This window comes from Thiobacillus denitrificans DSM 12475, assembly GCF_000376425.1.
Classification (GTDB): domain Bacteria; phylum Pseudomonadota; class Gammaproteobacteria; order Burkholderiales; family Thiobacillaceae; genus Thiobacillus; species Thiobacillus denitrificans.
Genome location: NZ_AQWL01000007.1, coordinates 167,356 through 187,804, shown reverse-complemented (window position 1 = coordinate 187,804; position 20,449 = coordinate 167,356). Strand labels below are relative to the sequence as shown.

The 20,449-nt window shown below is 61.3% G+C and carries 22 protein-coding genes and 1 tRNA gene; 8 read left to right on the top strand and 15 right to left on the bottom strand.

Annotated elements, in window-relative coordinates:
* Nucleotides 1-122 precede the first annotated feature (122 nt).
* The 10 genes from B059_RS0112870 to B059_RS0112825 form a co-directional block, all read right to left on the bottom strand.
* A complete protein-coding gene (locus B059_RS0112870) occupies nt 123-1,532 on the bottom strand; it encodes a hypothetical protein (protein WP_018078668.1) in 1,410 nt (469 codons plus the stop codon).
* A gap of 6 nt (nt 1,533-1,538) precedes the next feature.
* Nucleotides 1,539-1,979 carry a hypothetical protein gene (locus B059_RS19955; protein WP_018078667.1) on the bottom strand — a complete coding sequence of 147 codons (441 nt, stop codon included), beginning with the start codon at nt 1,977-1,979 and terminating at the stop codon, nt 1,539-1,541.
* Nucleotides 1,966-2,553 (bottom strand): STY4526/YPO1902 family pathogenicity island replication protein, encoded by a 588-nt coding sequence (locus B059_RS0112860; protein WP_018078666.1) that lies wholly within the window; start codon nt 2,551-2,553, stop codon nt 1,966-1,968. The genes B059_RS19955 and B059_RS0112860 overlap by 14 nt, the downstream gene beginning before the upstream one ends.
* Entirely contained in the window at nt 2,550-4,223 is a 1,674-nt protein-coding gene (locus B059_RS19950) for a ParB family protein (RefSeq protein ID WP_018078665.1), read from the bottom strand. The genes B059_RS0112860 and B059_RS19950 overlap by 4 nt, the downstream gene beginning before the upstream one ends.
* Nucleotides 4,220-5,080: a ParA family protein gene (locus tag B059_RS19055; RefSeq protein ID WP_018078664.1), complete on the bottom strand. Its 861-nt coding sequence runs from the start codon at nt 5,078-5,080 to the stop codon at nt 4,220-4,222. The genes B059_RS19950 and B059_RS19055 overlap by 4 nt, the downstream gene beginning before the upstream one ends.
* 233 nt (nt 5,081-5,313) lie before the next feature.
* The gene (locus tag B059_RS0112845; RefSeq protein ID WP_018078663.1) at nt 5,314-6,393 is read right to left on the bottom strand and encodes an acetate/propionate family kinase; all 1,080 of its coding nucleotides are present in this window, start codon (nt 6,391-6,393) and stop codon (nt 5,314-5,316) included.
* Nucleotides 6,393-8,753, bottom strand: coding sequence for a phosphoketolase family protein (locus B059_RS0112840; RefSeq protein ID WP_018078662.1), 2,361 nt, complete (start codon nt 8,751-8,753; stop codon nt 6,393-6,395). Before B059_RS0112840 ends, B059_RS0112845 begins: the two co-directional genes overlap by 1 nt.
* Nucleotides 8,754-9,038: 285 nt before the next feature.
* Nucleotides 9,039-9,317 (bottom strand): YqjK-like family protein, encoded by a 279-nt coding sequence (locus B059_RS19050; RefSeq protein WP_018078661.1) that lies wholly within the window; start codon nt 9,315-9,317, stop codon nt 9,039-9,041.
* Nucleotides 9,314-9,706: a phage holin family protein gene (locus B059_RS0112830; RefSeq protein WP_018078660.1), complete on the bottom strand. Its 393-nt coding sequence runs from the start codon at nt 9,704-9,706 to the stop codon at nt 9,314-9,316. The genes B059_RS19050 and B059_RS0112830 overlap by 4 nt, the downstream gene beginning before the upstream one ends.
* Before the next feature lie 10 nt (nt 9,707-9,716).
* Complete coding sequence (locus B059_RS0112825) at nt 9,717-10,052, bottom strand: ElaB/YgaM/YqjD family protein (RefSeq protein WP_018078659.1); 336 nt, start codon at nt 10,050-10,052, stop codon at nt 9,717-9,719.
* Nucleotides 10,053-10,307: 255 nt separating this feature from the next.
* Here B059_RS0112825 and B059_RS0112820 point away from each other — a divergent pair, with 255 nt between their 5' ends.
* Entirely contained in the window at nt 10,308-10,676 is a 369-nt protein-coding gene (locus tag B059_RS0112820) for a DUF2934 domain-containing protein (RefSeq protein ID WP_211206911.1), read from the top strand.
* Nucleotides 10,677-10,710: 34 nt separating this feature from the next.
* Here the strand turns inward: B059_RS0112820 and B059_RS21115 are convergent, their stop codons facing one another.
* Nucleotides 10,711-10,881 carry a hypothetical protein gene (locus B059_RS21115; protein ID WP_018078657.1) on the bottom strand — a complete coding sequence of 57 codons (171 nt, stop codon included), beginning with the start codon at nt 10,879-10,881 and terminating at the stop codon, nt 10,711-10,713.
* A 298-nt stretch (nt 10,882-11,179) separates the two neighbouring features.
* Here B059_RS21115 and B059_RS0112810 point away from each other — a divergent pair, with 298 nt between their 5' ends.
* The 7 genes from B059_RS0112810 (at nt 11,180) to B059_RS0112780 (ending at nt 15,739) form a co-directional block, all read left to right on the top strand.
* Nucleotides 11,180-11,680, top strand: a complete 501-nt coding sequence (locus B059_RS0112810; RefSeq protein WP_018078656.1) for a hypothetical protein — start codon at nt 11,180-11,182, stop codon at nt 11,678-11,680.
* Nucleotides 11,681-11,707: 27 nt separating this feature from the next.
* Entirely contained in the window at nt 11,708-11,869 is a 162-nt protein-coding gene (locus tag B059_RS20815) for a hypothetical protein (RefSeq protein WP_018078655.1), read from the top strand.
* A gap of 160 nt (nt 11,870-12,029) precedes the next feature.
* On the top strand, nt 12,030-12,524 hold the full coding sequence (locus B059_RS0112800; protein ID WP_018078654.1) for a BCAM0308 family protein: 495 nt from the start codon (nt 12,030-12,032) through the stop codon (nt 12,522-12,524).
* Between the two features lie 218 nt (nt 12,525-12,742).
* Nucleotides 12,743-13,186: an Hsp20/alpha crystallin family protein gene (locus B059_RS0112795; RefSeq protein WP_018078653.1), complete on the top strand. Its 444-nt coding sequence runs from the start codon at nt 12,743-12,745 to the stop codon at nt 13,184-13,186.
* A 237-nt stretch (nt 13,187-13,423) separates the two neighbouring features.
* Nucleotides 13,424-13,822: a TraR/DksA family transcriptional regulator gene (locus B059_RS0112790; RefSeq protein ID WP_018078652.1), complete on the top strand. Its 399-nt coding sequence runs from the start codon at nt 13,424-13,426 to the stop codon at nt 13,820-13,822.
* Between the two features lie 53 nt (nt 13,823-13,875).
* Entirely contained in the window at nt 13,876-14,181 is a 306-nt protein-coding gene (locus tag B059_RS0112785; RefSeq protein ID WP_018078651.1) for an HPF/RaiA family ribosome-associated protein, read from the top strand.
* Nucleotides 14,182-14,206: 25 nt separating this feature from the next.
* Nucleotides 14,207-15,739, top strand: coding sequence for a bifunctional aminoglycoside phosphotransferase/ATP-binding protein (locus B059_RS0112780; RefSeq protein ID WP_018078650.1), 1,533 nt, complete (start codon nt 14,207-14,209; stop codon nt 15,737-15,739).
* Between the two features lie 128 nt (nt 15,740-15,867).
* Here the strand turns inward: B059_RS0112780 and B059_RS0112775 are convergent, their stop codons facing one another.
* From B059_RS0112775 to B059_RS0112755, 4 genes are all read right to left on the bottom strand, one after another.
* Nucleotides 15,868-17,103, bottom strand: a complete 1,236-nt coding sequence (locus B059_RS0112775; RefSeq protein WP_018078649.1) for an MBL fold metallo-hydrolase — start codon at nt 17,101-17,103, stop codon at nt 15,868-15,870.
* Nucleotides 17,104-17,335: 232 nt separating this feature from the next.
* Nucleotides 17,336-17,431, bottom strand: a tRNA-Sec gene (locus B059_RS0112765).
* Nucleotides 17,432-17,447: 16 nt separating this feature from the next.
* Entirely contained in the window at nt 17,448-19,352 is a 1,905-nt protein-coding gene (gene selB / locus B059_RS0112760) for a selenocysteine-specific translation elongation factor (protein WP_018078648.1), read from the bottom strand.
* Nucleotides 19,349-20,446, bottom strand: coding sequence for a transglutaminase-like domain-containing protein (locus B059_RS0112755; protein WP_018078647.1), 1,098 nt, complete (start codon nt 20,444-20,446; stop codon nt 19,349-19,351). The genes selB and B059_RS0112755 overlap by 4 nt, the downstream gene beginning before the upstream one ends.
* Nucleotides 20,447-20,449 lie beyond the last annotated feature (3 nt).

The window sequence follows — 20,449 nt, the reverse complement described above, 5'->3', positions numbered from 1 at the left end:
TCCGGTTGCCTGTTTCGGTGATGGCACTACCATCACCCTCACTTCCTGTTGCGCCACCTTCCGGTTGCCTGTTTCGGTGATGGCACTACCATCACCCTCACTTCCTGTAGCCGTGGCTCTGGTCATTTCTTTCCCCAAATGGTCTGACGCAGTTCGGTCAGCTTGATCCGGGCGGAATCCCGGTTTGTCGCAAACTGTGTTTGTGGCTCAACGATCAGGCGCTTTCGCTGTTCCAGTATTTCCTGCCGGCGCTTTCGATCTGCTGAAACCCGATGGGCGTACTCAGCCTCAAATGTCCCGGCCTGTTGTCTGGTTTTCAGAGTTCGCAGGTAGCCGATCGCGTTTTTGACGTGGCCGTCCTGCATCTGGCCTGCCAGCTCGTCGAGGATGAGTTGAGGATTGGGGCTGCCGTGCAGAATCTTCCGTGCGGTCTGTTTCTCGCCGGGAAGCAGCTTGTCCGGATAGATCAGGTTTTCCAGGTCAGCGCTTGCTGGCGCAGTCCGGATGGTTTTGGGGAAATCGAATACGCCCACCCCCTCCAGGCTGTTATGGAGGGGGTGGTATGGAGTATTTATTTCCTTATTAGAGTGAGTTGCCGTTTCCGCAGAACTTGTTTCGCGGAAAGGTGAACTGTTGACTTGCGGTTCCGGCAACTCTTGTTTTACGGTTCCGGCAACTCTTGTTACGCGTTTTGAGCAACTCTTGTTTGTCGGATTCCGACAATCTAGTTTGTTGGATTCCGACAAACTGTGGAATTCATTGGCTTCCAGGCAGATTTTGGCCGGCAGCGTTTTTAACATAATCCGGGACAACAACTGGGATTGCATACGGCTTTCCCGCACCTCTTCCATCATGCCGGACTCGATCAGTTTGGCTCGGGCATTCATCAACATGCGACGGCCAAAATGGAGATGGATCAGTGATTGGCTGGTTGGGCTGCTGAACCAGCCTGCCTCGTCAACTTCGTTCCGGGATAATGTCTGCCGCAGCCGATTGAACAGGCTGGACATATAGAGACCCGCCAAAGCGCTGTCCGCCGCCCACGCGAACGGAGCGTAGAACATCACCGGTTTACCGAGCAGCGTTTTCAGCACCCGGTCTTCCCATGACCAGGGACGGTAGGTGGTATTGGCATACTGGCACAGCCTCAAAGCCAGACGGTCAAGATCGACCCTGAACCAGAGTTTGGCTGGCATGCCACGCCTTGATTCCTGCAAGATGCCGTCTTTTAATAGCACTTTACGAGATGTTTCAAGCTCCCGGACGCTCAATCCGGCGACCTGCTTCCATTCCTTCGAGGTCTTCCAGAACCACCCTCCGCGATTGGGCTGCTTGTCCAGGACCACACGAGTCATGAACATGGCGTGTCCAAGCATCAGGGCGGCTTTGGGCGAACCCGTCAATTCGGCGAGGGAGGGGTAATACGCCACATAGCGGTTACCAAGCGCCGACAGAAGGTCTTTCACCCCCATGGCCAGGTTTTCGTTTACCTGACTCGATTTGGCAGCTATGGCGTATGCGTGGGGCATCATCTGGTCCTAGATGACCTGCCCCCACTTGGCTTCTGCCTGATCCGACAGCAGCTCAAGAATGCGATCAATTCGAATCTTGAACCAAAGCTCGGCCGGCAAGCCCGCCCGCCGTTCAATCAGAATATCCAGCTCCCGCAGGATGCGGCGAGCCGTTTGCTGCTCGAAGCGGGTCAGTCCCGTTTCAGCCTTCCATTCATCCCCGGTCTTCCTGAACCAGCCTTCCGCCTCTTTCGGAAGTCGGTCTGTCGTGTAGATCGCATATGACAGGAACAGTGCTGCCACAGCGCTGCCTGTCAGACCCACATAGGCACGCTGGAACACGATTGGCTCATCGAATATGTCCAGCAACATTGCTGGGCTGATCGTGTCGTAGACGGCCTGATCGTCTGTCGATGGATTCATTGGCAGACAGTCCGGAGGCGTGACACGGCTCTTATTTCTGGCCATGGTGCTTCCTTTGGGGTTCGTTGAACTCATTGACGGTGGCGTACAGCGCGTCGAGGGAATAGCTGCTGAAGAACCCATGCAGAAGCATGATTTTTTCGCGCAGAGTGGTGACCTCGGGGTATTCCTCACCCATCCCGAACCAGCATTGATGGATCAGATCGCGGATGCTTTCATCTGGTAGCGCGATACGGCCGATTTTGCGGTCATTCTTGAGGAGCTTGCGGTAGGTCTGGATGACACGCAGGTCGGTCGACGGGAACAGTTGGTTCAGCATCGACTGGCTGGCGCCATTCTGGATGCAATACACCAGATGCTCGGTTTCCACCTTGCGCCGATACAGGGTTTCGATGCCGAGTTCGAAACCGCCTTCGTCGATCGAGAAATGGATGTCGGGATGGCCTGATGAGGCCAAGTGCAAAATGTCATTGATGGCGAGACCTCGCAACCGATCCATGGACCTCGGACAAACGCCCTTTTCCAGCAGGACGGCAAGGTCGCCACGCTCAAGCTGCTCGATCAAATGCATGAGCAGCGACGCTCTAAGCGTATTGTCGGTGACGCGAACCATCATCATGATCCAGACCCTCCGCGAATGGCCGAGAGCAACTCCAGGCACACGCCGGCAATTGGGTTGTCCGGATTCAGGAGCCATGGAATTGGCAGAAACTCACCCTGGCCACCAATGTTGTGCTGGATGGCGAGTTCCAAGCCCCCCAGCGTTTCCTGGCTCCCCTCTTCCAGGATCAAGGTGCGCCACTCATTGGGCTCTTCAAGGCCAGACCGGCACACTTCCGGTTCGAACTGTCCGCTTGCCATCGCAAGCACCCACCATGCAGCCTGGCGGCTTTGCGCGTTCTCGTTCAAGTCAAGTGGGCCATCCTTGGGGAATCCCATGCAATACCCCATGGGCATGCCAGGTGAAGGCTCATAGCAGGAGCCGATGCCGGCGGAGACAAGCACTTGCTGAATCAAGGTCATCAACCGGTCCGGCTCTCCACTCTCAGCTGGGATCGGGGGGGAACTGACTGTGGAATGGGAAGCCGTTGAACTCACTCTTTGGCTGCGTTCACCGTGTTCTGTTGCGGCCTGCTTTGTGAGAGTGGTACTCCCGGGCAATCGTGGCGCAAGGGCAATGGGCTGTGAAGATTTCCCCGGTTTCTGGCCGGCAGACTCTGGTGTGGATTGAGTCTGGATGCCTCCAATAGAAGGATCGACCGGACGCTGGGGCTTGCATATACGCTGCAAGCCTTCCAGGGTCATGTCGGGGAAGCGTTCCATGGCGGTGAGCATCTTGCCCATATCCCGCTCATTCAATTCCAGCCGGGCAGATAGGCTGGCCCCGCATCGACCAAGCAACAGTTCTGCGGTAAACGTATGGCTCTCTTGCAGAACCATGCCGGCTATGATCTTTGCGGTTGGCGTGACCACCTCGGCATAGAAAGCGCCTTCTTCAATATCGTGATGATTAGCCAGCTTCAACAACAGGTTCAGGCGGGGTTGGATGGTTCGCACGGATAAACCAGAAAGCCACGGGCCGACATCGGCAATTTTTTCGACTGCGAATCGGTACATACTGAGTGTTCGCAGATCAGTCTGGAGGCCGAATTTCTTGATTTCGGCTTCAAACTCCCGGTGAGAGAGTGTTTTACCGCTCTCCTCTTCCATCTGCCGCTTGATTTCCAGCGTCCCGTTGGCACGATCCCAGAAGGTCATATCGTTGCGCTGGGTGTTTTCGGCCATGTGGGCCAGCAGAACGGATGCTTCACCGCGCCAGGCTTTGATGATGACGCGGGTTTCGCGGAGCTTCGGATCCCCGGTTTCTTCCCACAACTCTCGGATGGCCTGCAGGCGGGTATTGCCACCTGCGTACAGGATGTAATGGGTTTCTCCCGGCCGCTTGGTGACAGTCAAGGGTTGGAGGATTCCGTTGACCCGGATGCTCTCCTTCAGCTCAGCGTAGGCTTCGTTGTTCGCCTTGCGGGGATTTCGCTCATAGAAGTGAACGGCGGTTACTGGAAGACTCGCCCACGAGTCATCGACTTCAGTGTCGTGCTTGAGGTCGCTCCCGCTGTTTGGCGCCGGCACGTTCAGACTGTTGGACACTTCCAGCTTCAGGCGCTCCCGTACCGTCCGCTTTTTAGAATCGGACTTTGGGGTAAACCCATGCTTGGAAGCCAAGTCCACCATCTTGATCGAACTCGGAATGTTCATGAGTGGGGGCTTTTTCTTTCCGCCCGCCATCATGCTTTAGCTCCGTCACGGCTTTGGTCTTGTGCTGCCTCCGATCCGGCGTAATGCCCTGCAAGGCTCGGCACCAACTCCCAGAGGAGAGCGTGCATGGTTTCATAGGCAGACGGCATCGTGCCCTTGCGCGACGGCTCATGCCGGTGTGCGGGGATGCACAGGGTGGCTGATTCCTTGTAGGACTTGGCGTCTGGGACTATCGTATCGAGGACCGTGACCCGTCCGCCCAGCTTGATGAAGTCCTGTCTGATCGACTCCGCGATGATTCTCGCGTCGGCAGTCCGGTCCTGCATCGAAATGACTGCCTTGACCGGCCCTACCCTGTATTTCGAGTTTGGTGAGGGCTCAAGCCGCGCCAGCAATTCCATCGTTCCCGTTTTGAACTCACGTGCTGACAGAATTTCCGGCTTGATTGGGGAAATGATCTGCGTGGCGGCGAGTGCGGCAGTGTCCTGCAGTGGGCCTACGGTTCCCTGCGTGTCGATTAAGACACAGTCGTAATAGTCCTCGGATACGGCGGGGGAATTTAGGGCATTGCCAAGTCGTTCGCCGCGATCAATCCGATGCAGGAGCCAGGTTTGGAGACTGCCATCTGGATCGTCCGACCGGATTACATCGAGCCCATCGATTACCGTCTGAGAGATGCAATCCTCAGTGACATATCCGGTGGTGATGACTTTTGTAAGGCCAAACGGAGCTTCGCGCTTAATACGGTAATATTTTGATAGCGCGGGCTGCACATCAGCGTCGACAAGCAGGACTCTCAGCCCCATGTCCGCCATGAGTGCACCAAGATTTGCTGCTAGTGTGGTCTTACCGACCCCGCCCTTCGTACTCAGTACAGTGAACTTGATCATATCCCTCCCCAGGTTTAACTAGGGACATGGACATAACCAGTCTGGATGCTGCGATCCCGCAGCAGTCTTGAGTTACGCGTTTCTCCAAAGGGGAGTATATCAGGATTTGCTAATATACATTATGCGAAGTAGCCAAGGCAAAGCGGCGATCCGTTCCGCCTCGGAAACCCGCATCCAGCCGTCGGCAAAACCGGCTGTTTTTCCGGCACGTCACTGCAGCGTTTCAATCACGGTCAGCGTGTGCCTCCACTAAGTATCTCCAGAACCAGCCCGTGGGCCATGCTTTCCTCGTCAGCCGGGATGCGTAATACCGGCTTGGCCATCCGCTCGTTGAGCCAAATATCGTTGCGCAAGTTGGCTTCGTGGTCGAGACGAAACCCCATGAAATCCAGGGGCTCGCAGATCGCGGCGCGAACCTGCGCGGCGTGTTCGCCGATGCCGCCGGTAAACACCAGCGCGTCGATGCCTCCCGCCTTGGCCGCATAGGCGCCGATGGCGGCGCGCACCTGCCTGCTGAAATAGTCCACCGCAAAGCGGGCAACGGGTGTGGCGCTGGCCAGAAGTTGGGCCATGTCGCTACTTTCGCCGTCCGACAAGGCGAGCAGTCCCATGCGGCGGTAGACCAGGTCGGCGAGTTCATCACCGCCGAGGCGCCGGGCCAATTCCAGCATGATGCCGGGGTCGAGGTCGCCGCTGCGCGTGCCCATGGGGATGCCGCCCGCCGGGGTGTAGCCCATGCTGGTATCCACGGATTGAAGGTTTTCCAGCAGACACAGGCTGGCCCCGTTGCCAAGATGCGCCACCACCACCCGGCCGCGGGCGGCATCGCCGAGCAGTCGCGGCAACTGCCGCGCGACATGGGCGTAATTCAGCCCATGAAAGCCATAACGGCGCAGGCCGAGCGATTGCGGAATCGGCAGACGCCGGGCAAGTTCCGGCAGAGTGACGTGAAAAGCGGTGTCGAAGCAGGCGATTTGCGGCACGTCGAAGCGTTCCCTGCACAAGTCCACGCCCAGCAGATTGCCGGGCAGATGCAGCGGCGCGAGTGTAACGATGGATTCCAGGCGCGTTCGTTCGGCATCGTCGATCAGGTGGGCCGCTTCGGTGATTTCACCGCCGTGCACCAGACGGTGGCCCACCGCCGCCGGCGTCTCCGCACCCAGCTCGCGCATCAGGGCGGCGAACGCGGCGCGGTGATCGGGCAAGCGGCCCTGGCCGATATGCTCGAAACGGAAATTCCGCCTGTCGCCATCCGCCGTGAACAGGCTGGCCTTGAGCGAGGACGAGCCACTGTTGATGACGAGGATGGACATCAATAAGGCCACTGCCAGTTGCGGATCTCCGGCATGTCTTCCCCGTAGCGCTCGATGTATTGCTTGTGTTCGACCAGGCGGTCGCGCATGGCCTGCTTGATATGGGCGGCACGGGCCTGCATCTTCGGCACCCGATGCATTACGTCCGCGACCAGATGAAAGCGATCCAGGTCGTTCAGTACCACCATGTCGAAAGGCGTGGTGGTGGTGCCCTCCTCCTTGTAGCCGCGCACATGCAGATTGTCGTGGTTGGTGCGCCGATAGGTCAGGCGGTGGATCAGCCAGGGATAGCCGTGATAGGCGAAGATGATGGGTTTGTCCACGGTGAACAGGGCGTCGAAATCCCTGTCAGTCAGGCCGTGCGGATGCTCCTCTTTCGGCTGCAGGGTCATCAGGTCCACCACATTGACTACGCGTACCTTCAATTCAGGGGCGAGCTGGCGCAGCAGATCGACCGCAGCCAGGGTTTCCAGCGTCGGCACATCGCCGCAGCAGGCCATCACCACATCCGGCTCGCCGCCTTCGTCGCTGCTCGCCCATTCCCAGATGCCGATGCCGCTGCTGCAGTGCTTCACTGCCGCATCCATCGTCAGCCACTGCGGCGCTGGCTGCTTGCCGGCGACGATCACGTTGATGTCGTTGCGGCTTCTCAGGCAGTGATCCGTCACCGACAGCAGGGTGTTGGCGTCGGGCGGCAGATAGACGCGGATGATGTCCGCCTTCTTGTTCACCACGTGGTCGATGAAACCGGGATCCTGATGGGAAAAACCGTTGTGGTCCTGGCGCCAGACGTGCGAGGTGAGCAGGTAGTTGAGCGAGGCTATCGGCCGTCGCCAGGGGATTTCCATGCTGGTGACCTTGAGCCACTTGGCGTGCTGGTTGAACATCGAATCCACGAGGTGGATGAAGGCTTCGTAGCAGGAAAAGAAACCGTGCCGCCCGGTCAGCAGATACCCTTCGAGCCAGCCCTGGCAGGTATGCTCGGAAAGAATTTCCATGACCCGGCCGTCCGCCGCGAGATGGTCGTCGAAGTCGTAGCGCTCCGCCACCCAGGTGCGGCCGGTGACCTCGAACAGGGCATCGAGGCGGTTGGACGCGGTTTCGTCCGGGCCAAAGACGCGGAAGGTGTCCATGTTGCCGGCCATCACGTCGCGCAGAAAGCCCCCCAGCACGCGCGTGGCCTCGGCCTCGGCATGGCCCGGCCGATCCACCGTCACTGCGTAATTGCGGAAATCCGGCAGCTGCAATTCGCGCAGCAGGAGACCGCCGTTGGCGTGCGGGTTCGCCCCCATGCGGCGCGCCCCTTTGGGCGCCAGTGCCGCCAGTTGCGGAATCAGGGCGCCGCGCGTGTCGAACAACTCGTCCGGACGGTAGCTTTGCATCCATGATTCAAGCAATTTCACGTGTTCGGGCTTGCTCGCCATCGCGGACAGCGGCACCTGGTGCGAGCGCCAGAATCCCTCGGTCTTCAGCCCATCCACTTCCTTCGGCCCGGTCCAGCCTTTGGGGGTGCGCAGGATGATCATGGGCCAGCGCGGCCGTGTCATATCGCCCTCTTCCCGCGCCCTGCGCTGGATTTCCCTGATTTCGGCGAGTACCGTGTCGACCGTGGCGGCCATTTTCTGATGCATGGTTTCAGGGTCGTCGCCTTCGACGAAATAAGGCGTATAGCCATAACCGATGAACAGTTTTTCCAGTTCGTCAGGGCTGATGCGGGCCAGCACTGCCGGATTGGCGATCTTGTAGCCGTTGAGATGCAGAATGGGCAGCACCGCGCCATCGGTTTCCGGATTGAGGAATTTGTTGGAATGCCAGGCCGCCGCCAGCGGCCCGGTTTCCGCCTCGCCATCACCCACCACGCAGCAGGCGATCAGATCGGGATTGTCGAATACCGCGCCGTAGGCGTGAGACACGGCATAACCCAGCTCCCCGCCTTCGTGGATCGAGCCCGGCGTTTCCGGCGCAACGTGACTGGGGATGCCACCGGGAAAGGAAAACTGCCGGAACAGACGTCCCATCCCTGCTGCATCCTGGGAAACGTTGGGATAAAACTCGCTGTAGCTACCCTCCAGCCAGGTGTTGGCCACCATCGCCGGCCCGCCGTGGCCGGGACCGGCGATATAGATCATGTTCAGATCATCGCGCTGGATGACCCGGTTCATGTGCGCGTAGATGAAATTGAGACCGGGCGTGGTACCCCAGTGGCCCAGCAGGCGCGGCTTGATGTGCTCCAGAGTGAGCGGCTGTTTCAACAGCGGGTTGTCGAGCAGGTAGATCTGGCCGACGGAAAGGTAGTTGGCGGCACGCCAGTAGGCGTGGAGTTGCTGCAACGCTTCGGCGGAAAGCGGGTTCGCTTGCATCGTGTACTGACTCCTTCATGCGCTGCACAGGGCCGAGAAACGGCCTTGCGGCCTGGACCTCCGGCATGGCGTGTGAAACTGCCCTCGTCCTCCACGATGAGCACCGCCGCTTTCGAGCACAGCGAAAAAGTGTTCCACGACCAGTGCCGATGCCGGCATGAGCCCTCGGCGACAGCTCAATTTCGGTTCTTGCACGACGCGGGCCAGCTTAGCATGAGAAAAAAAACAGCTGTGTGACAGCCCCGTTGAAGGGTGAGAGAGAACCCGATCCGGCTTGCCCTTCGTTCAACGCCTGAGCAATCTACGCCCCAACTGCCACGCGCCCCAGACGAGGCCAAGCCCTCGGCCCAGACGTTTCGGGCGCAACACCGCAACCATGAGCATGACGCCCACCAGCAAGGCGGGGCGGCGTCTGACGTAACGCAGTGCGGCCACGCCCTGGTCCGCCAACGCCAGTGGCGCGCGCCAGGGCTCCAGGTTTTTCGCCAGCGCCGTACGCTGAGCGGCAGCCTGCACCACCAGGCGTTCGCGGCGCTCGGCCAGCCGGATTGATTTTCTGTTCATGAAGGATGGCCCAGCTGCTGCCGATCTTTGGATAACTCAGCCAGGCTTGCGGCAAACAATTTCGGTTTGGTTTTCAACTTGTACCGCGCAACGCCGAATGCCACCGCGCCGCCTGCCAGGAAAATTCCGGTCAGTCCGCCCAATGCCAGAAGCCGGTGGCTATCCCAGAATGCGATCGCGACCAGGATCGCCAGCAGCAGCACGCCCACGCTCAGACAGAACAGCGCAACCAGCATCAATACCAGCACGGACAACAGCCGCTCCCGCTCTTCCTCAAGATCCATCGACAGCAGATCGATCCGGGTATGGACAATGGTGATCAGGCTGGCGGCAAGCCCTTTCAGCGAGTCGAACAGTCCTTTGCTTCCCTCCGGCGTTTCTTCGCTCATGACCGGGCGGCTAGCGGCGGCCCATGAGGAAACCGATCAACAGCCCGAGCCCCGCGGAGATGCCGATCGATTTCCAGGGATTCTCGTGGACATAGACGTCGGTCGCTTTGGCTGCCGCTTTGGCCCGCACGAGCAGCGCCGCTTCGGCATCGGCCATCCTGGCTTTCGCCGCGGCGAGCGACTCTTCCGCTTTGGCGCGCACTGTCGCCAGTGCCTCGCCGCCCTGGTTGGCCGTGGCCTTGATCAGTGCCTCCGCATCTGACATCGCCGTCTTGAAGTCGGCTATCAACTGCTCTTTGGCTACGTCTTCGGAATCGGTTTCGCCACCTGCATGTCGAGTGCTCATGGTTGTTTCTCCATAAGAGATGCGATTAAAAAGTACTGCCCTTGTATGAAGACGACTTTCACTTCATTTCTGTATAGATCAATCCAGCCACCGTGTCTGAAACCGCGAACGGCCATGGCCCAAGAAGACAGCCGACCAACCTGACATATGTTCCTGTATGCCGGCCGGATGATTGCTATATTGAAAAGTGATTACGGAAACATATCGACAGACCTGGGCACGGATAGCAGCACGACCCGCTACGGAGGAACCGCAATGGCTGGAAAGACAAGGACACCCGCGATGCAGCCAGGCCGCTCCGACATGGCATGGCAGTCCAATCCCGCACACGAGGAACGTCTGAGCATGATTCGCGAGGCCGCTTATTACCGGTTCATGCGGCGGGGTTATGCCCATGGCTTCGATCTTGAAGACTGGCTTGCCGCCGAGGCAGAGCTGTTTGCAGGACATCCCGAACCAGGCACGATCGCAACGGCTGAGCCGCCTGAATCCGGAATGCAGCAGCGCAGCAGCCATAGCCCGAGGGAAGACGATACGCTGAAGCGGATCATCAGGAAGCACCCGCAAAGGGACATCCCGCAGATTGAAGGAATCGATCCGCAGGAAGCACCGCTGCGGGAATGAAATCTGCGTCGCCGGCGCCCGGAATCAATGCGCGCTAATGCAGCTCTTCATCCTGATCGTGATGGAAGACCAGTTCCCCCAATTCGACCCCGACCGGTTTACCTACTTGCTCCCCCTGCACATCCACCGCCTGAAACAGCCAGCGTCCATCAGACAGCCAGCAGTAGCCGAATTGTTCCTGGTAAAAACATTCCTTGGGTTCCATGCGTCCTGCCTTTCTGCTGTGGCGTCGTTCCTTTTGAGTCTGGCATATTATGAAAACGATGCCAGCACCCGGAAGAATCCGCCCGATAGCCAGCGAAGCGCTTTGCCTGTCCGCACTTGACGCCAGCCGCCCCTGCGGCGAACGGGTGGCCGCCTCGCCTGGTGATTGAATTTCACCACGCGATACGGCGACGTCAGGCGCGTGCCCCGAAACAGGCTTCTGCTATACCTTGATATAAGCAGTGAGATTGAAAAACTCACTATGCCATCCATGCGGCCCCGCACATGCAGGAAAACCCATGACCCGAAATTCCATCGATGTTGCCAGTCGCGTCAGCCCGCCTCTGTCGGCACTGCTCCGAAGCCGGATCGACAATCCGGAGTGCGAACAACCCGTCACGCTGATGGCGGTGCGCCGCTTTCTCGGTGACCTGCTGCCGGCCGATTTCAACGAGGCCGAACGCATGCATCATTTCGACGTCAGCGAATCGCTGCTCGACGAACTGGACGCGCTCATCGAGGAGTTCGGGGCAACCGCGCTTGCCGTCTATTTCACGCAGGTCGCCGCCAGCGAATCGCTCTCGCGCGCGATCGAGGTAGTGATCAACGACGAGAACCGCGAAAACCCACCCACGCTTGCGACGATCCGCGATGCCATCCTGGCCGGGCTGGGTGCCAGGATGGTGGGAGACGGTGCGCTGGAAGACGACGAGGGCGACACGCTGCTGTCGGAAATCGAAATGCTGATCGAGCAGTTTGGCGCCGACACCCTCGCTGAAGATTTTCTGCGTTACGAGTAGCCGGCCCAAGGACGGGGGGATAACGGCATGTTGAATAAACGGCGATCGAGGCGTGTCCTGGCAGGCGTGCTGGTGGGATTGGGCGGCGTGCTGATGGTATTCGCTCCCGAAATATGGGCCGGACTGCTGGTGCTTGCGCTGGGCGTGGTTGTCGAGCTGGCTGGAATCGCGCTGGAACGCCAATCCTAGCCTGCCGCGATGGATGCCTGCCCCACCGCCTGCAGCAGACACCCGGCGTTTTCGGGAAGGTAGCGACCCGCATTCGCCGGCGGCCCGGCGACGCTACGCAAGAAGCCGGCTGCGGTTCGTCCCGCCTGGATTCCTTGTCTTCATTATTAAGGAGCGCAATATGAAAGAGCAATTCGCCGGATTTCAACCCATCCGCCGCGACCGCCTGATCCAGGAAACGCGCCACGACGCCTATCAGGACAAGCGCAAGCCGCCGGAACCCACGGTTTGCCCGCAATGCGGCGCAGTATTCCACGATGGGCGCTGGCAATGGCTGGCGAGGCCAGCCGGGGCTCATGAGGAGACCTGCCCGGCGTGTCACCGTATTCACGACGGACTCCCGGCCGGCTATGTGACCGTGAACGGACCGTTCTTCGGGAATCATCGCGAGGAACTGCTGCAGCTGGCCAGGAACGAGGAGGCCCGTGCCAAGGCGGAGCATCCGCTGAAGCGGATCATGAGGATCGAGGATCGGGATGACGGCATCCAGATCACCACCACCGACATTCATCTCGCCCGCGGAATCGGCGAAGCGCTGCACCATGCCTACCAGGGCGCCCTGGAGTACCACTACAACGAACGGGAGAACCTGCTGCGCGTGGTGTGGGAGCGATAGGTCCGGGGAAGGACGGCCTTCATGCATTCCGGCGTCTTGCGCAGCCACGTATCGAGACCTTGCGTCAGGCAATCGCCGACGGCCGTGCCACGGCTCCGCCGGAGAAAGGATCGGGGTGCGCATGGCTTGATATGCCTTCCCGATGGTCTAGGGTTGAAAAGGTAGCTGCCAAGGTAGCTGCTTTTTTTTCCATCCACTCATTTGATGCGGAGAAATCCATGAGCAAGCTTGCCCGTTATGACCCGTTCAGCCTGAGCCGTATCGATCCGCTTGAAGATATCGATGACCTGTTCAAAGGCTTTTTCGTCCGCCCGGTTGCCTTCGAAGGTCGACCCCAGATGCAGATCAAGATGGACGTAAAGGAGAGTGACGATACCTATACCGTTCACGCCGACATTCCTGGCGTGAAAAAGGACGACATCCACGTCAGCATCGACGGCAACCAGGTGTCGATCAGCGCCGAGACGAAGGAGGAAAAGGAAGAGAAAAAGGGCGAGAAGGTATTGCGCTCAGAACGCTACAGCGGCAAGGTGGTGCGTAGCTTCACGCTGGCACACGACGTGGATGAAGCCAAAGCCCAGGCCAAATACAGCGACGGTGTGCTGGAACTGAGTTTGCCGAAGAAAGCGGTCAGCTCGGCCAGGAAACTGGCGATCCAGTGATTTCCCGAATTTCAGGCAAAAGCGGCGCCTTGTCGGCGCCGCTTTTTTTTCCGCCATACGCGGCCCAGCCGTCGAAAAAAGCCAGAGGGAACCAAAGCAGCCAACCCATTTACAGGCAGGATTCATCCTGCGGTTTCTATCGAAAGACGAATATCCCTCATAATTGCATTGAAATGACAGCTTGTTATCCTGACCTTCCCGGCAGGCAGTTCCCGTCCGATACGCGCAGGAGGCTAGATGGCCGCACTTCATCAATCCCAGCTCGATCAACTCGTCGAAAAACTCAAAACGGAGTATCAGACGTTGTTGCGCGAAGTGCGCGAAGAACTGGAAAATTCGGGTGATCAGCATCGCATCGACCTGCTCAATAGCGAACCCGGCGACAGCGGTGACGAATCGATAGCAAATGCGCTGGCGGATTTCAACGTGGCGATTCTGGATCGCCAGATTCAGCGCTTGCGGGACATCGAGGCCACATTCCTGCGCATCAGGAATGAGGAATACGGTGCGTGCATCGACTGCGGCGGAGAGATCGGTTTTAATCGCTTGATGGCCTACCCGACCGCCAAGCGCTGCATCGTGTGCCAGGAGCAGCGCGAAAAGCAGTACGCCCAGGAAGATCACCCAAAAATGTAACCGCAACAAAACAACCCAGCTTCATCCTTATTCCAAAACCCACGGAGCCCTGCATGAAAACCCCGCTTCAAATCACCTTCCGCGACATTCCCCATTCCGACGCCCTCGACACGCATATCCGCGACAAGGTGCAAAAGCTCGAACAGATCTTTGCCGACATCGTCAGCTGCCGGGTGGTGGTCGAGCAGCCCGCCAAGCATCAGCAGCAAGGCAAGCTGTTCAACGTCCGCATCGACCTTGGCGTACCCGGTTCTGAAATCGTGGTGGACAAGCAGCAGAACGAAGACGCCTACGCTGCGCTGCGCGACGCCTTCGATGCGGCGAAACGGCAGCTGGACGACTACGCGCGCCAGCTGTAAGGATGCGCGCCACGGTCAGGCAGGCATGGATGCGATGCCGGAAGCGATGAGCTGCACGCCAGAACTGATCCGCAGCCTGCATGACCCGGCCTGCTACGACCACGCGGCGGGACCGGTCAGGGTGATCGAAACCCACATTTCCTACGTCCTGCTCACCGGCGAATTCGCCTACAAGATCAAGAAGCCGCTCAACCTCGGCTTCCTCGATTTCAGCAGCCTCGACAAGCGCCTGCACACCTGCCGCGACGAAGTGCGGCTCAACCGCCGCCTTGCGCCGGCCATCTATCTCGACGTCGTGCCCATCACCGGCACCCCCGCCGCCCCGCGCATCAACGGCGCCGGCGCGGCCTTCGAATACGCGGTGAAAATGCGTCAGTTCCCGCCGGACGCCACGCTCGACCGGCTCGATGCGCAGGGCCAAATGACTGCACGGCAGGTCGAAGCCATCGCGAGCACCATCGCCCGCTTCCATCTGCAAGAGTGCGCGCGTGCCGCGGCGGACCACCCATGGGGCAGCCCGGACACCATCTGGCAGCCGGTGATGCAGAACTTCCTGCAGATCGCGCCGCGCCTCGATACCCCGGCTGACCGGCAGCAACTCGATACCCTGCAACGCTGGAGCGAAACCGAACACGCCCGCCTGACGCCGTTGCTGGCCGCGCGCAAACGCGACGGTTTCGTCCGCGAATGCCATGGCGACCTGCATCTCGGCAACCTGGCCTGGGTCGACGACCAGCTGCTGGTGTTCGACTGCCTCGAATTCAATCCCGAACTGCGCTGGATCGATATCCAGTCCGAGGCCGCGTTTGCCTACATGGACCTGCTGCAACGCGGCCACGCGGACTGGGCCTGGCTGTTTCTCAACATCTGGCTGGAACGGACCGGCGATTATGCGGGACTGGCACTGCTGCGCTATTACGCGGTCTACCGCGCGTTGGTGCGCGCCAAGGTCGCCGCGATACGCAGCGGACAGACCGCAGGCCCGGCGCGCGACGCCGCGCTCGCCGAAACGCGCACGCTGCTGGGGCTGGCAACGTCGCTGACGCGTCCCCAGCCCCCGCGCCTCGATGTCACCCATGGCCTGTCGGGCTCCGGCAAGACCACCGTCACCCGCGCCCTGATGCAGGCTCCCGGCGCCATCCGCCTGCGCTCAGACGTCGAACGCAAACGGCTGGCCGGGCTCGACGCCCTGGCGCGCAGCGGCTCGGAGATCGGGGCGCGCCTCTACGCCGCCGATGCTACCCGGCAAACCTACCGCCAGCTGGCCGATCTCGCTGGCCAGGCGCTCGGCGCCAGCTGGCCGGTCATTGTCGACGCCACCTTCATCGCGCGCTGGCAACGCGACCTGCTGCGTGAAACCGCACGCACCTACCAGGCCGAATTCCATATCCTCGATTTCCCGGCTGCGGTCGCCACCCTGCGTGAGCGCATCGTCCACCGCTCACATACCGGCAGCGATGCCTCCGAAGCCGATCTCGCCGTGCTGCAGCATCAGCTCGATACCGAAGAACCGCTCGGCACCGATGAACGGGGCGACATTGTCAACATCGACCAATAATTCCACGATTCATATAGAATCAAATTGAAATTCAATCAATAACACATTGTTTTTTAATGGATGTATGAATCAATCAGGAATAAATGTGGTGTTAAACATTAAGTAACGCCCACAACAAGCTGTTTTAATTAAATTCCATGCAACTCGGGATTGGCTGCCGGAGCTTCAACTGTTTTCCCCACCGCGCAGATGTTTTTTCCCAGTTCCAGTTCCTGTGCCTGGCGTTCATCCGGACTGACCAGGCCGGTATTGGCCCGCTTGATCTCGACATAGGCCGCTGGAAACACCGGCAGATTCGCCAGGATGTAGTCGCAGAAAGCCTTTTCACCCTCAGCCAGCTTGAGCAGGCCCGGATTGCGCTGTTTGAGTTCCCCCAGGGTGGCGTGGAAGACGCCGCTTCCATCACCTGCCGCGATATCGCTGAAATGGGCCGGCAGCACCACCGTCTCGTCCGCCAGTTCTGTCATCCGTTTCAGCGAGTCGTACAGCAAGGGCGTCCATGCCTCGGCTTTGCCGCCCAGATCCGGGCGAGCGACGGATTCCAGGAACAGGCTGTCGCCGCTCAGCAGATAACGTCCCTCGATGAGAAAGGCGACCATCCCCAGGGTATGGCCGGGAAAATGCAATGCCCTCACCTCGGCCAGACCAATACGCAGCGTCTGCCCCGCCTCCAGCGGCCGGTATGCCACGCGGGCGGGCAGCATGTCTAGCGGATGGATGGCGTCATAGGGATGCAGATGGTAGGGAATATGGTCGCCTTGAGCCAGCGCCGGCCCGCCGCTCAGATGATCGGCATGGAGATGCGTATCCAGCACCCGCTCGATCCGCGCACCCAGCGCGGCGGCCAGTTCATGGTAAATCCCGATGTGGCGGGCGGGATCGAAGACTGCGGCGCGATGCCCGCTCACCAGAACGTGGCTCAGGCAGCCGCGCGCCGGGCGCACCATCTGGTAAAGCGAAAAGCGGTCGTTCCGCTCGACCGGGTGCCAGGCGCAAAAGTTGCCCCACGCCTCCATGCCGCCTTCCAGGTTCGCCGCATCGAAACCCAGGCGTCGCAGCCCTTCCGCGACGTAAGCGGAGGTATTGCCCTCGGCGCAGACGGCAAGGATGAGGCGGTCAGTAGGCAGCTGCGCCATGAGTTTCGCCTTCACCCCGCGTATCACGGCTTCGATGACATCCTCCTCGCCTTCCAGGTCGAGGAGCTCGAAATAAGGGATATTGAGCGCGGGAACGGAATGCGGGCCTTCGACCCGCCAGCGCTCGAACTCGTCGCGGTTACGCACGTCGAGGATGAACATCGGCGCGTTGCGCAACAGCTGTTGCCAGATCTGCTGCGGATTCGTGGTGGCGGCTTTCCTCGACATCAGGCCTCTCCTGGCGGAGCCCCGTACAACGGGTTATCGCGCGGCCGGGACTCCGCGGCATGCGGTGTCGACCGTGCGATTTCGCCCTTGAAATATAGTTGATGCTGNCAGGCTACAGGATGATGTGGTGGACAGGCAGCCAGGCCATCTGCCCCTTGAGCCTGCCCGTACGGCGCCAGCGCTTTTGCAGAACATGCCAGCGGGCATCCTGGATTGCCATGCTGACGAAAAATGGCGGAAGGGAGTGGGAGTCGAACCCACCCGGGAGCGACTGACACCCCCAACCGGATTTGAAGTCCGGCCGCACCACCAGGAACGCATCCCTTCCGTTTGTAACCTTTGTTTCAAATCCTGTGCGCGCCCCCCCCGAACAGCCCCAGGTTGCGCAACCGGTGGGCTTCGCGCACGCGCCGCGTGTAGCCCACCCGGTCGAAAAACTCGAGCACCTGAATCGCGCGCTTGCGGCTAAGGCCGCTCCTGTCGCGAAACTCCGCGGCACGGGTCTCGCCGCTGGCGTGCTCCAGTTCCTGCACCCACCCCGCCAACTCGGCAACGGCCTCGGGCAGGTAGAACAGGTCGCGCACGACCTGGTAGAGCTTGCCCTGCCGCGCGAGCTTCTGCAACAGGCGGCGCATCGACGCCTCGTCGCGCCCTGCCTTTTTCGCCAGATCCCGCATCCAGGGCGGGTCGAGCGGCGACTCGGCGAGCCAGGGCCGGACACGCTGCCACAATGCCTCGTCCTCGCGGCTCAATTCGACGGAATGCGTCGGCAGGTGTAGCCAGGCGCCGCTACGCCGCACGCTGCCGTCGGCGAGCACGGCATCGGTCAGCGCCGCGAAGACCGGCGCGGCCAATTTGGGAAAGAACATGCGGCGCGCACGCGCGGCCTCGGGGCCGAGCTCGTCGGAGAAGTGTTCGTGGAAGCCGGCCAGGTCGGTGCGGAGCTTGTCCTTGAGGCTCGTCCAGTACACCCCGGAAAACGCCCAGTCCTCGTGACCGGCGCTGACGCGCGTGCTGTCGGCCGGCAGATGCCCGGCGAGATCGGTGCGGTTCCAGTGCACGCCGCACGTATTGAGGTTCACGCCGCCGAGATCGAGCAGACCTGCCAGGCGCTGCGGAATATCGGGGGTTTCCAGCGCGGCAAGCGCGGCCAGGCGAAGCGGCGTCTTGCGCTTGCGCGCCGGCGCATCGGGGTCGAGTACGATGCCGCCGCCGAGGGTGTGGCGCGCCTCGGCGTCGCGCAGGATGAAGCGATCGCCGTTCAACGCGCCGAGCGGACGATCGGTGACCAGCTGGGCGAGCATGGATTCACCGGGCGCAAGCTTGTCGCCTTGCAGCAGCGCAATACGCGCCATGACGTGCGCCGCGCCGAGGTGCAGGTGGACCGCGGCCCAGTGGGCAAGCGGCGCGGGCGCCTGCGGCGCGAGATCGAGCCGCACGTCGAAGCGCGCGGTCGGCGCGTGCAGCGTCGGCGCAACGATCCAGTCGCCGCGCGCGATCTCGTCCTTGCCGATAGCGGAAAGATTGAGCGCGCAGCGCTGGCCAGCCTGCCCCACTCGCGCCGGCCGGTTCATCACGTGCAGGCCGCGCAGTCGCACCGGCATTCCCGACGGCGTCACCATGAGTTCATCGCCTACCGCGACGCGGCCGGCGAACACGGTGCCGGTGACGACGGTACCGGCACCCTTGAGACTGAAGCTGCGGTCGACCGCGAGGCGAAAGCCACCCGCTTCGTCTGCGCGCCGCATCGCCTGCGCCGCCGCGTGGAGGTGGTCGCGTAGCGCGGCGACGCCCTCCCCGGTCACGGCCGATACCGGGAACACCGGGCTTCCGGCGAGCGCGGTGTCGGCGAGCAACTGTTCGAGGTCATGCTCGACCTTGGCGATGCGGACCCCATCGACGCGGTCGGCCTTGGCAAGCGCGACCGCGCCGCGCTCGATGCCGAGCAGATCGAGGATGGCGAGGTGCTCGCGCGTCTGCGGCATCACGCCGTCGTCGGCGGCCACCACCAGCAGCGCGAAGTCGATGCCGGCGGCGCCGGCGAGCATGGTGTGGATGAAGCGCTCGTGGCCGGGGACATCGACGAAGCCGAGTACGCCGCCGCCTTCCAGCAGCGGGTAGGCGTAACCGAGCTCGATGCTGATGCCGCGCGCCTTCTCCTCCGCGAGACGATCGGTGTCGACGCCGGTGAGCGCATGCACCAGCGTGGTCTTGCCGTGGTCGATATGGCCGGCGGTTCCGACGATCATACGGGTGCGGTGATTTCCTTCGAGGTGATGCGATAGGTGAAGGTCGACGCGTCGAGGCTGTCGAGCAGGCCGGCGGCGGTCTCGCCCTGCGGATACATGAGGAAGGGCACGGTGACATCGCGCGAGCCCGGCAGCGGCAGGTCGTGCGCGGTGTTGTAGGCGAGCCAGTTCATTTCCCAGGAACCGAACAGGCGGCGCCGCACGTCCGTCACCTTCGGATCGTCGAGCGCGAGGTTTCCGGGCGACTCCTCGAGCACGACCTTGCGCACGTCGGCGGGGTCGACCGGCACCCAGCCGTGGCGGTCGAGCCAGACCTCGGCGCGGCAGTGCTGCGCGCGGCTGATGTCGCCGCTCTTGCCCAGGCTTTTATAGCCGAAGCGCGAATCGGCGACGCGGATACCGTAGACGTCGCGCGCCGGCAGGCCGGCCGCGCGCGCGAGCCCGACATAGAGTGCGTTAAGGTCGGCACACTTGCCGGAGAGATCGCGCGATTCGAGCATGAAGCGGATATCGCCGATCCCGCAGCCGCGCGTCTTCGGATTGCGGAAGGTATTGTCGACCACCCACTGGTAGATGGCGCGCGCCTTGGCCTCGTCAGTCCTGGCGCCGCGGGTGATCCCGCGTGCGGTATCGCGGACGATGCCGTCGGTGGGCAGCATCCTGGTTGCCTTGGTATAGAGCTGGCGGTCGGCGCGCGACAGCGGCGCGGGCCGGGCGGCGCGTTCGAGGCCGATGGCACGGTCGCGAGTGGCGAAACGGCTGGTCAACTCGAGCACCGGCTGCTCGCCCGGCGCCCATTCGGCGTAGAGCATCTCGGCGCCGTACTCCGGATTGCGCAGCAGGCGCGCCGTCAGCGCGTTGCCCTGCCACAGGTTGCTCATGGTGCGGATCCAGCCCTCCTCCTGAACCGAGGGCAGCGGCAGCCAGATACGGGTGGTGCCTTCCGGCTGCAGCACCTCGACCCGGTGGGTGACCTCGAAGCGGCGCCAGCCGTTGTCCGGGGACGGCGTGAACGCGGCAGCCGCCCGCCGGGCCGGCCACATGACGCCCGCGGCGAGCGCCGCCGAGGACCAAAGGAATTCGCGTCTTTGCATGGT

Coding starts and splice junctions, on each gene's coding strand:
- B059_RS0112845 (WP_018078663.1), bottom strand. CDS start 6,393: ATGTCCATCCTCGTCATCAACAGTGGCTCGTCCTCGCTCAAGGCCAGC.
- B059_RS20815 (WP_018078655.1), top strand. CDS start 11,708: ATGTTGAATAAACGGCGATCGAGGCGTGTCCTGGCAGGCGTGCTGGTG.
- B059_RS0112840 (WP_018078662.1), bottom strand. CDS start 8,753: ATGCAAGCGAACCCGCTTTCCGCCGAAGCGTTGCAGCAACTCCACGCC.
- B059_RS0112780 (WP_018078650.1), top strand. CDS start 14,207: ATGGATGCGATGCCGGAAGCGATGAGCTGCACGCCAGAACTGATCCGC.
- B059_RS0112830 (WP_018078660.1), bottom strand. CDS start 9,706: ATGAGCGAAGAAACGCCGGAGGGAAGCAAAGGACTGTTCGACTCGCTG.
- B059_RS0112775 (WP_018078649.1), bottom strand. CDS start 17,103: ATGTCGAGGAAAGCCGCCACCACGAATCCGCAGCAGATCTGGCAACAG.
- B059_RS0112795 (WP_018078653.1), top strand. CDS start 12,743: ATGAGCAAGCTTGCCCGTTATGACCCGTTCAGCCTGAGCCGTATCGAT.
- B059_RS0112755 (WP_018078647.1), bottom strand. CDS start 20,446: ATGCAAAGACGCGAATTCCTTTGGTCCTCGGCGGCGCTCGCCGCGGGC.
- B059_RS19055 (WP_018078664.1), bottom strand. CDS start 5,080: ATGATCAAGTTCACTGTACTGAGTACGAAGGGCGGGGTCGGTAAGACC.
- B059_RS19050 (WP_018078661.1), bottom strand. CDS start 9,317: ATGAACAGAAAATCAATCCGGCTGGCCGAGCGCCGCGAACGCCTGGTG.
- selB (WP_018078648.1), bottom strand. CDS start 19,352: ATGATCGTCGGAACCGCCGGCCATATCGACCACGGCAAGACCACGCTG.
- B059_RS0112785 (WP_018078651.1), top strand. CDS start 13,876: ATGAAAACCCCGCTTCAAATCACCTTCCGCGACATTCCCCATTCCGAC.
- B059_RS0112820 (WP_211206911.1), top strand. CDS start 10,308: ATGGCTGGAAAGACAAGGACACCCGCGATGCAGCCAGGCCGCTCCGAC.
- B059_RS0112860 (WP_018078666.1), bottom strand. CDS start 2,553: ATGATGATGGTTCGCGTCACCGACAATACGCTTAGAGCGTCGCTGCTC.
- B059_RS0112800 (WP_018078654.1), top strand. CDS start 12,030: ATGAAAGAGCAATTCGCCGGATTTCAACCCATCCGCCGCGACCGCCTG.
- B059_RS19950 (WP_018078665.1), bottom strand. CDS start 4,223: ATGATGGCGGGCGGAAAGAAAAAGCCCCCACTCATGAACATTCCGAGT.
- B059_RS0112790 (WP_018078652.1), top strand. CDS start 13,424: ATGGCCGCACTTCATCAATCCCAGCTCGATCAACTCGTCGAAAAACTC.
- B059_RS0112870 (WP_018078668.1), bottom strand. CDS start 1,532: ATGATGCCCCACGCATACGCCATAGCTGCCAAATCGAGTCAGGTAAAC.
- B059_RS0112825 (WP_018078659.1), bottom strand. CDS start 10,052: ATGAGCACTCGACATGCAGGTGGCGAAACCGATTCCGAAGACGTAGCC.
- B059_RS19955 (WP_018078667.1), bottom strand. CDS start 1,979: ATGGCCAGAAATAAGAGCCGTGTCACGCCTCCGGACTGTCTGCCAATG.
- B059_RS21115 (WP_018078657.1), bottom strand. CDS start 10,881: ATGGAACCCAAGGAATGTTTTTACCAGGAACAATTCGGCTACTGCTGG.
- B059_RS0112810 (WP_018078656.1), top strand. CDS start 11,180: ATGACCCGAAATTCCATCGATGTTGCCAGTCGCGTCAGCCCGCCTCTG.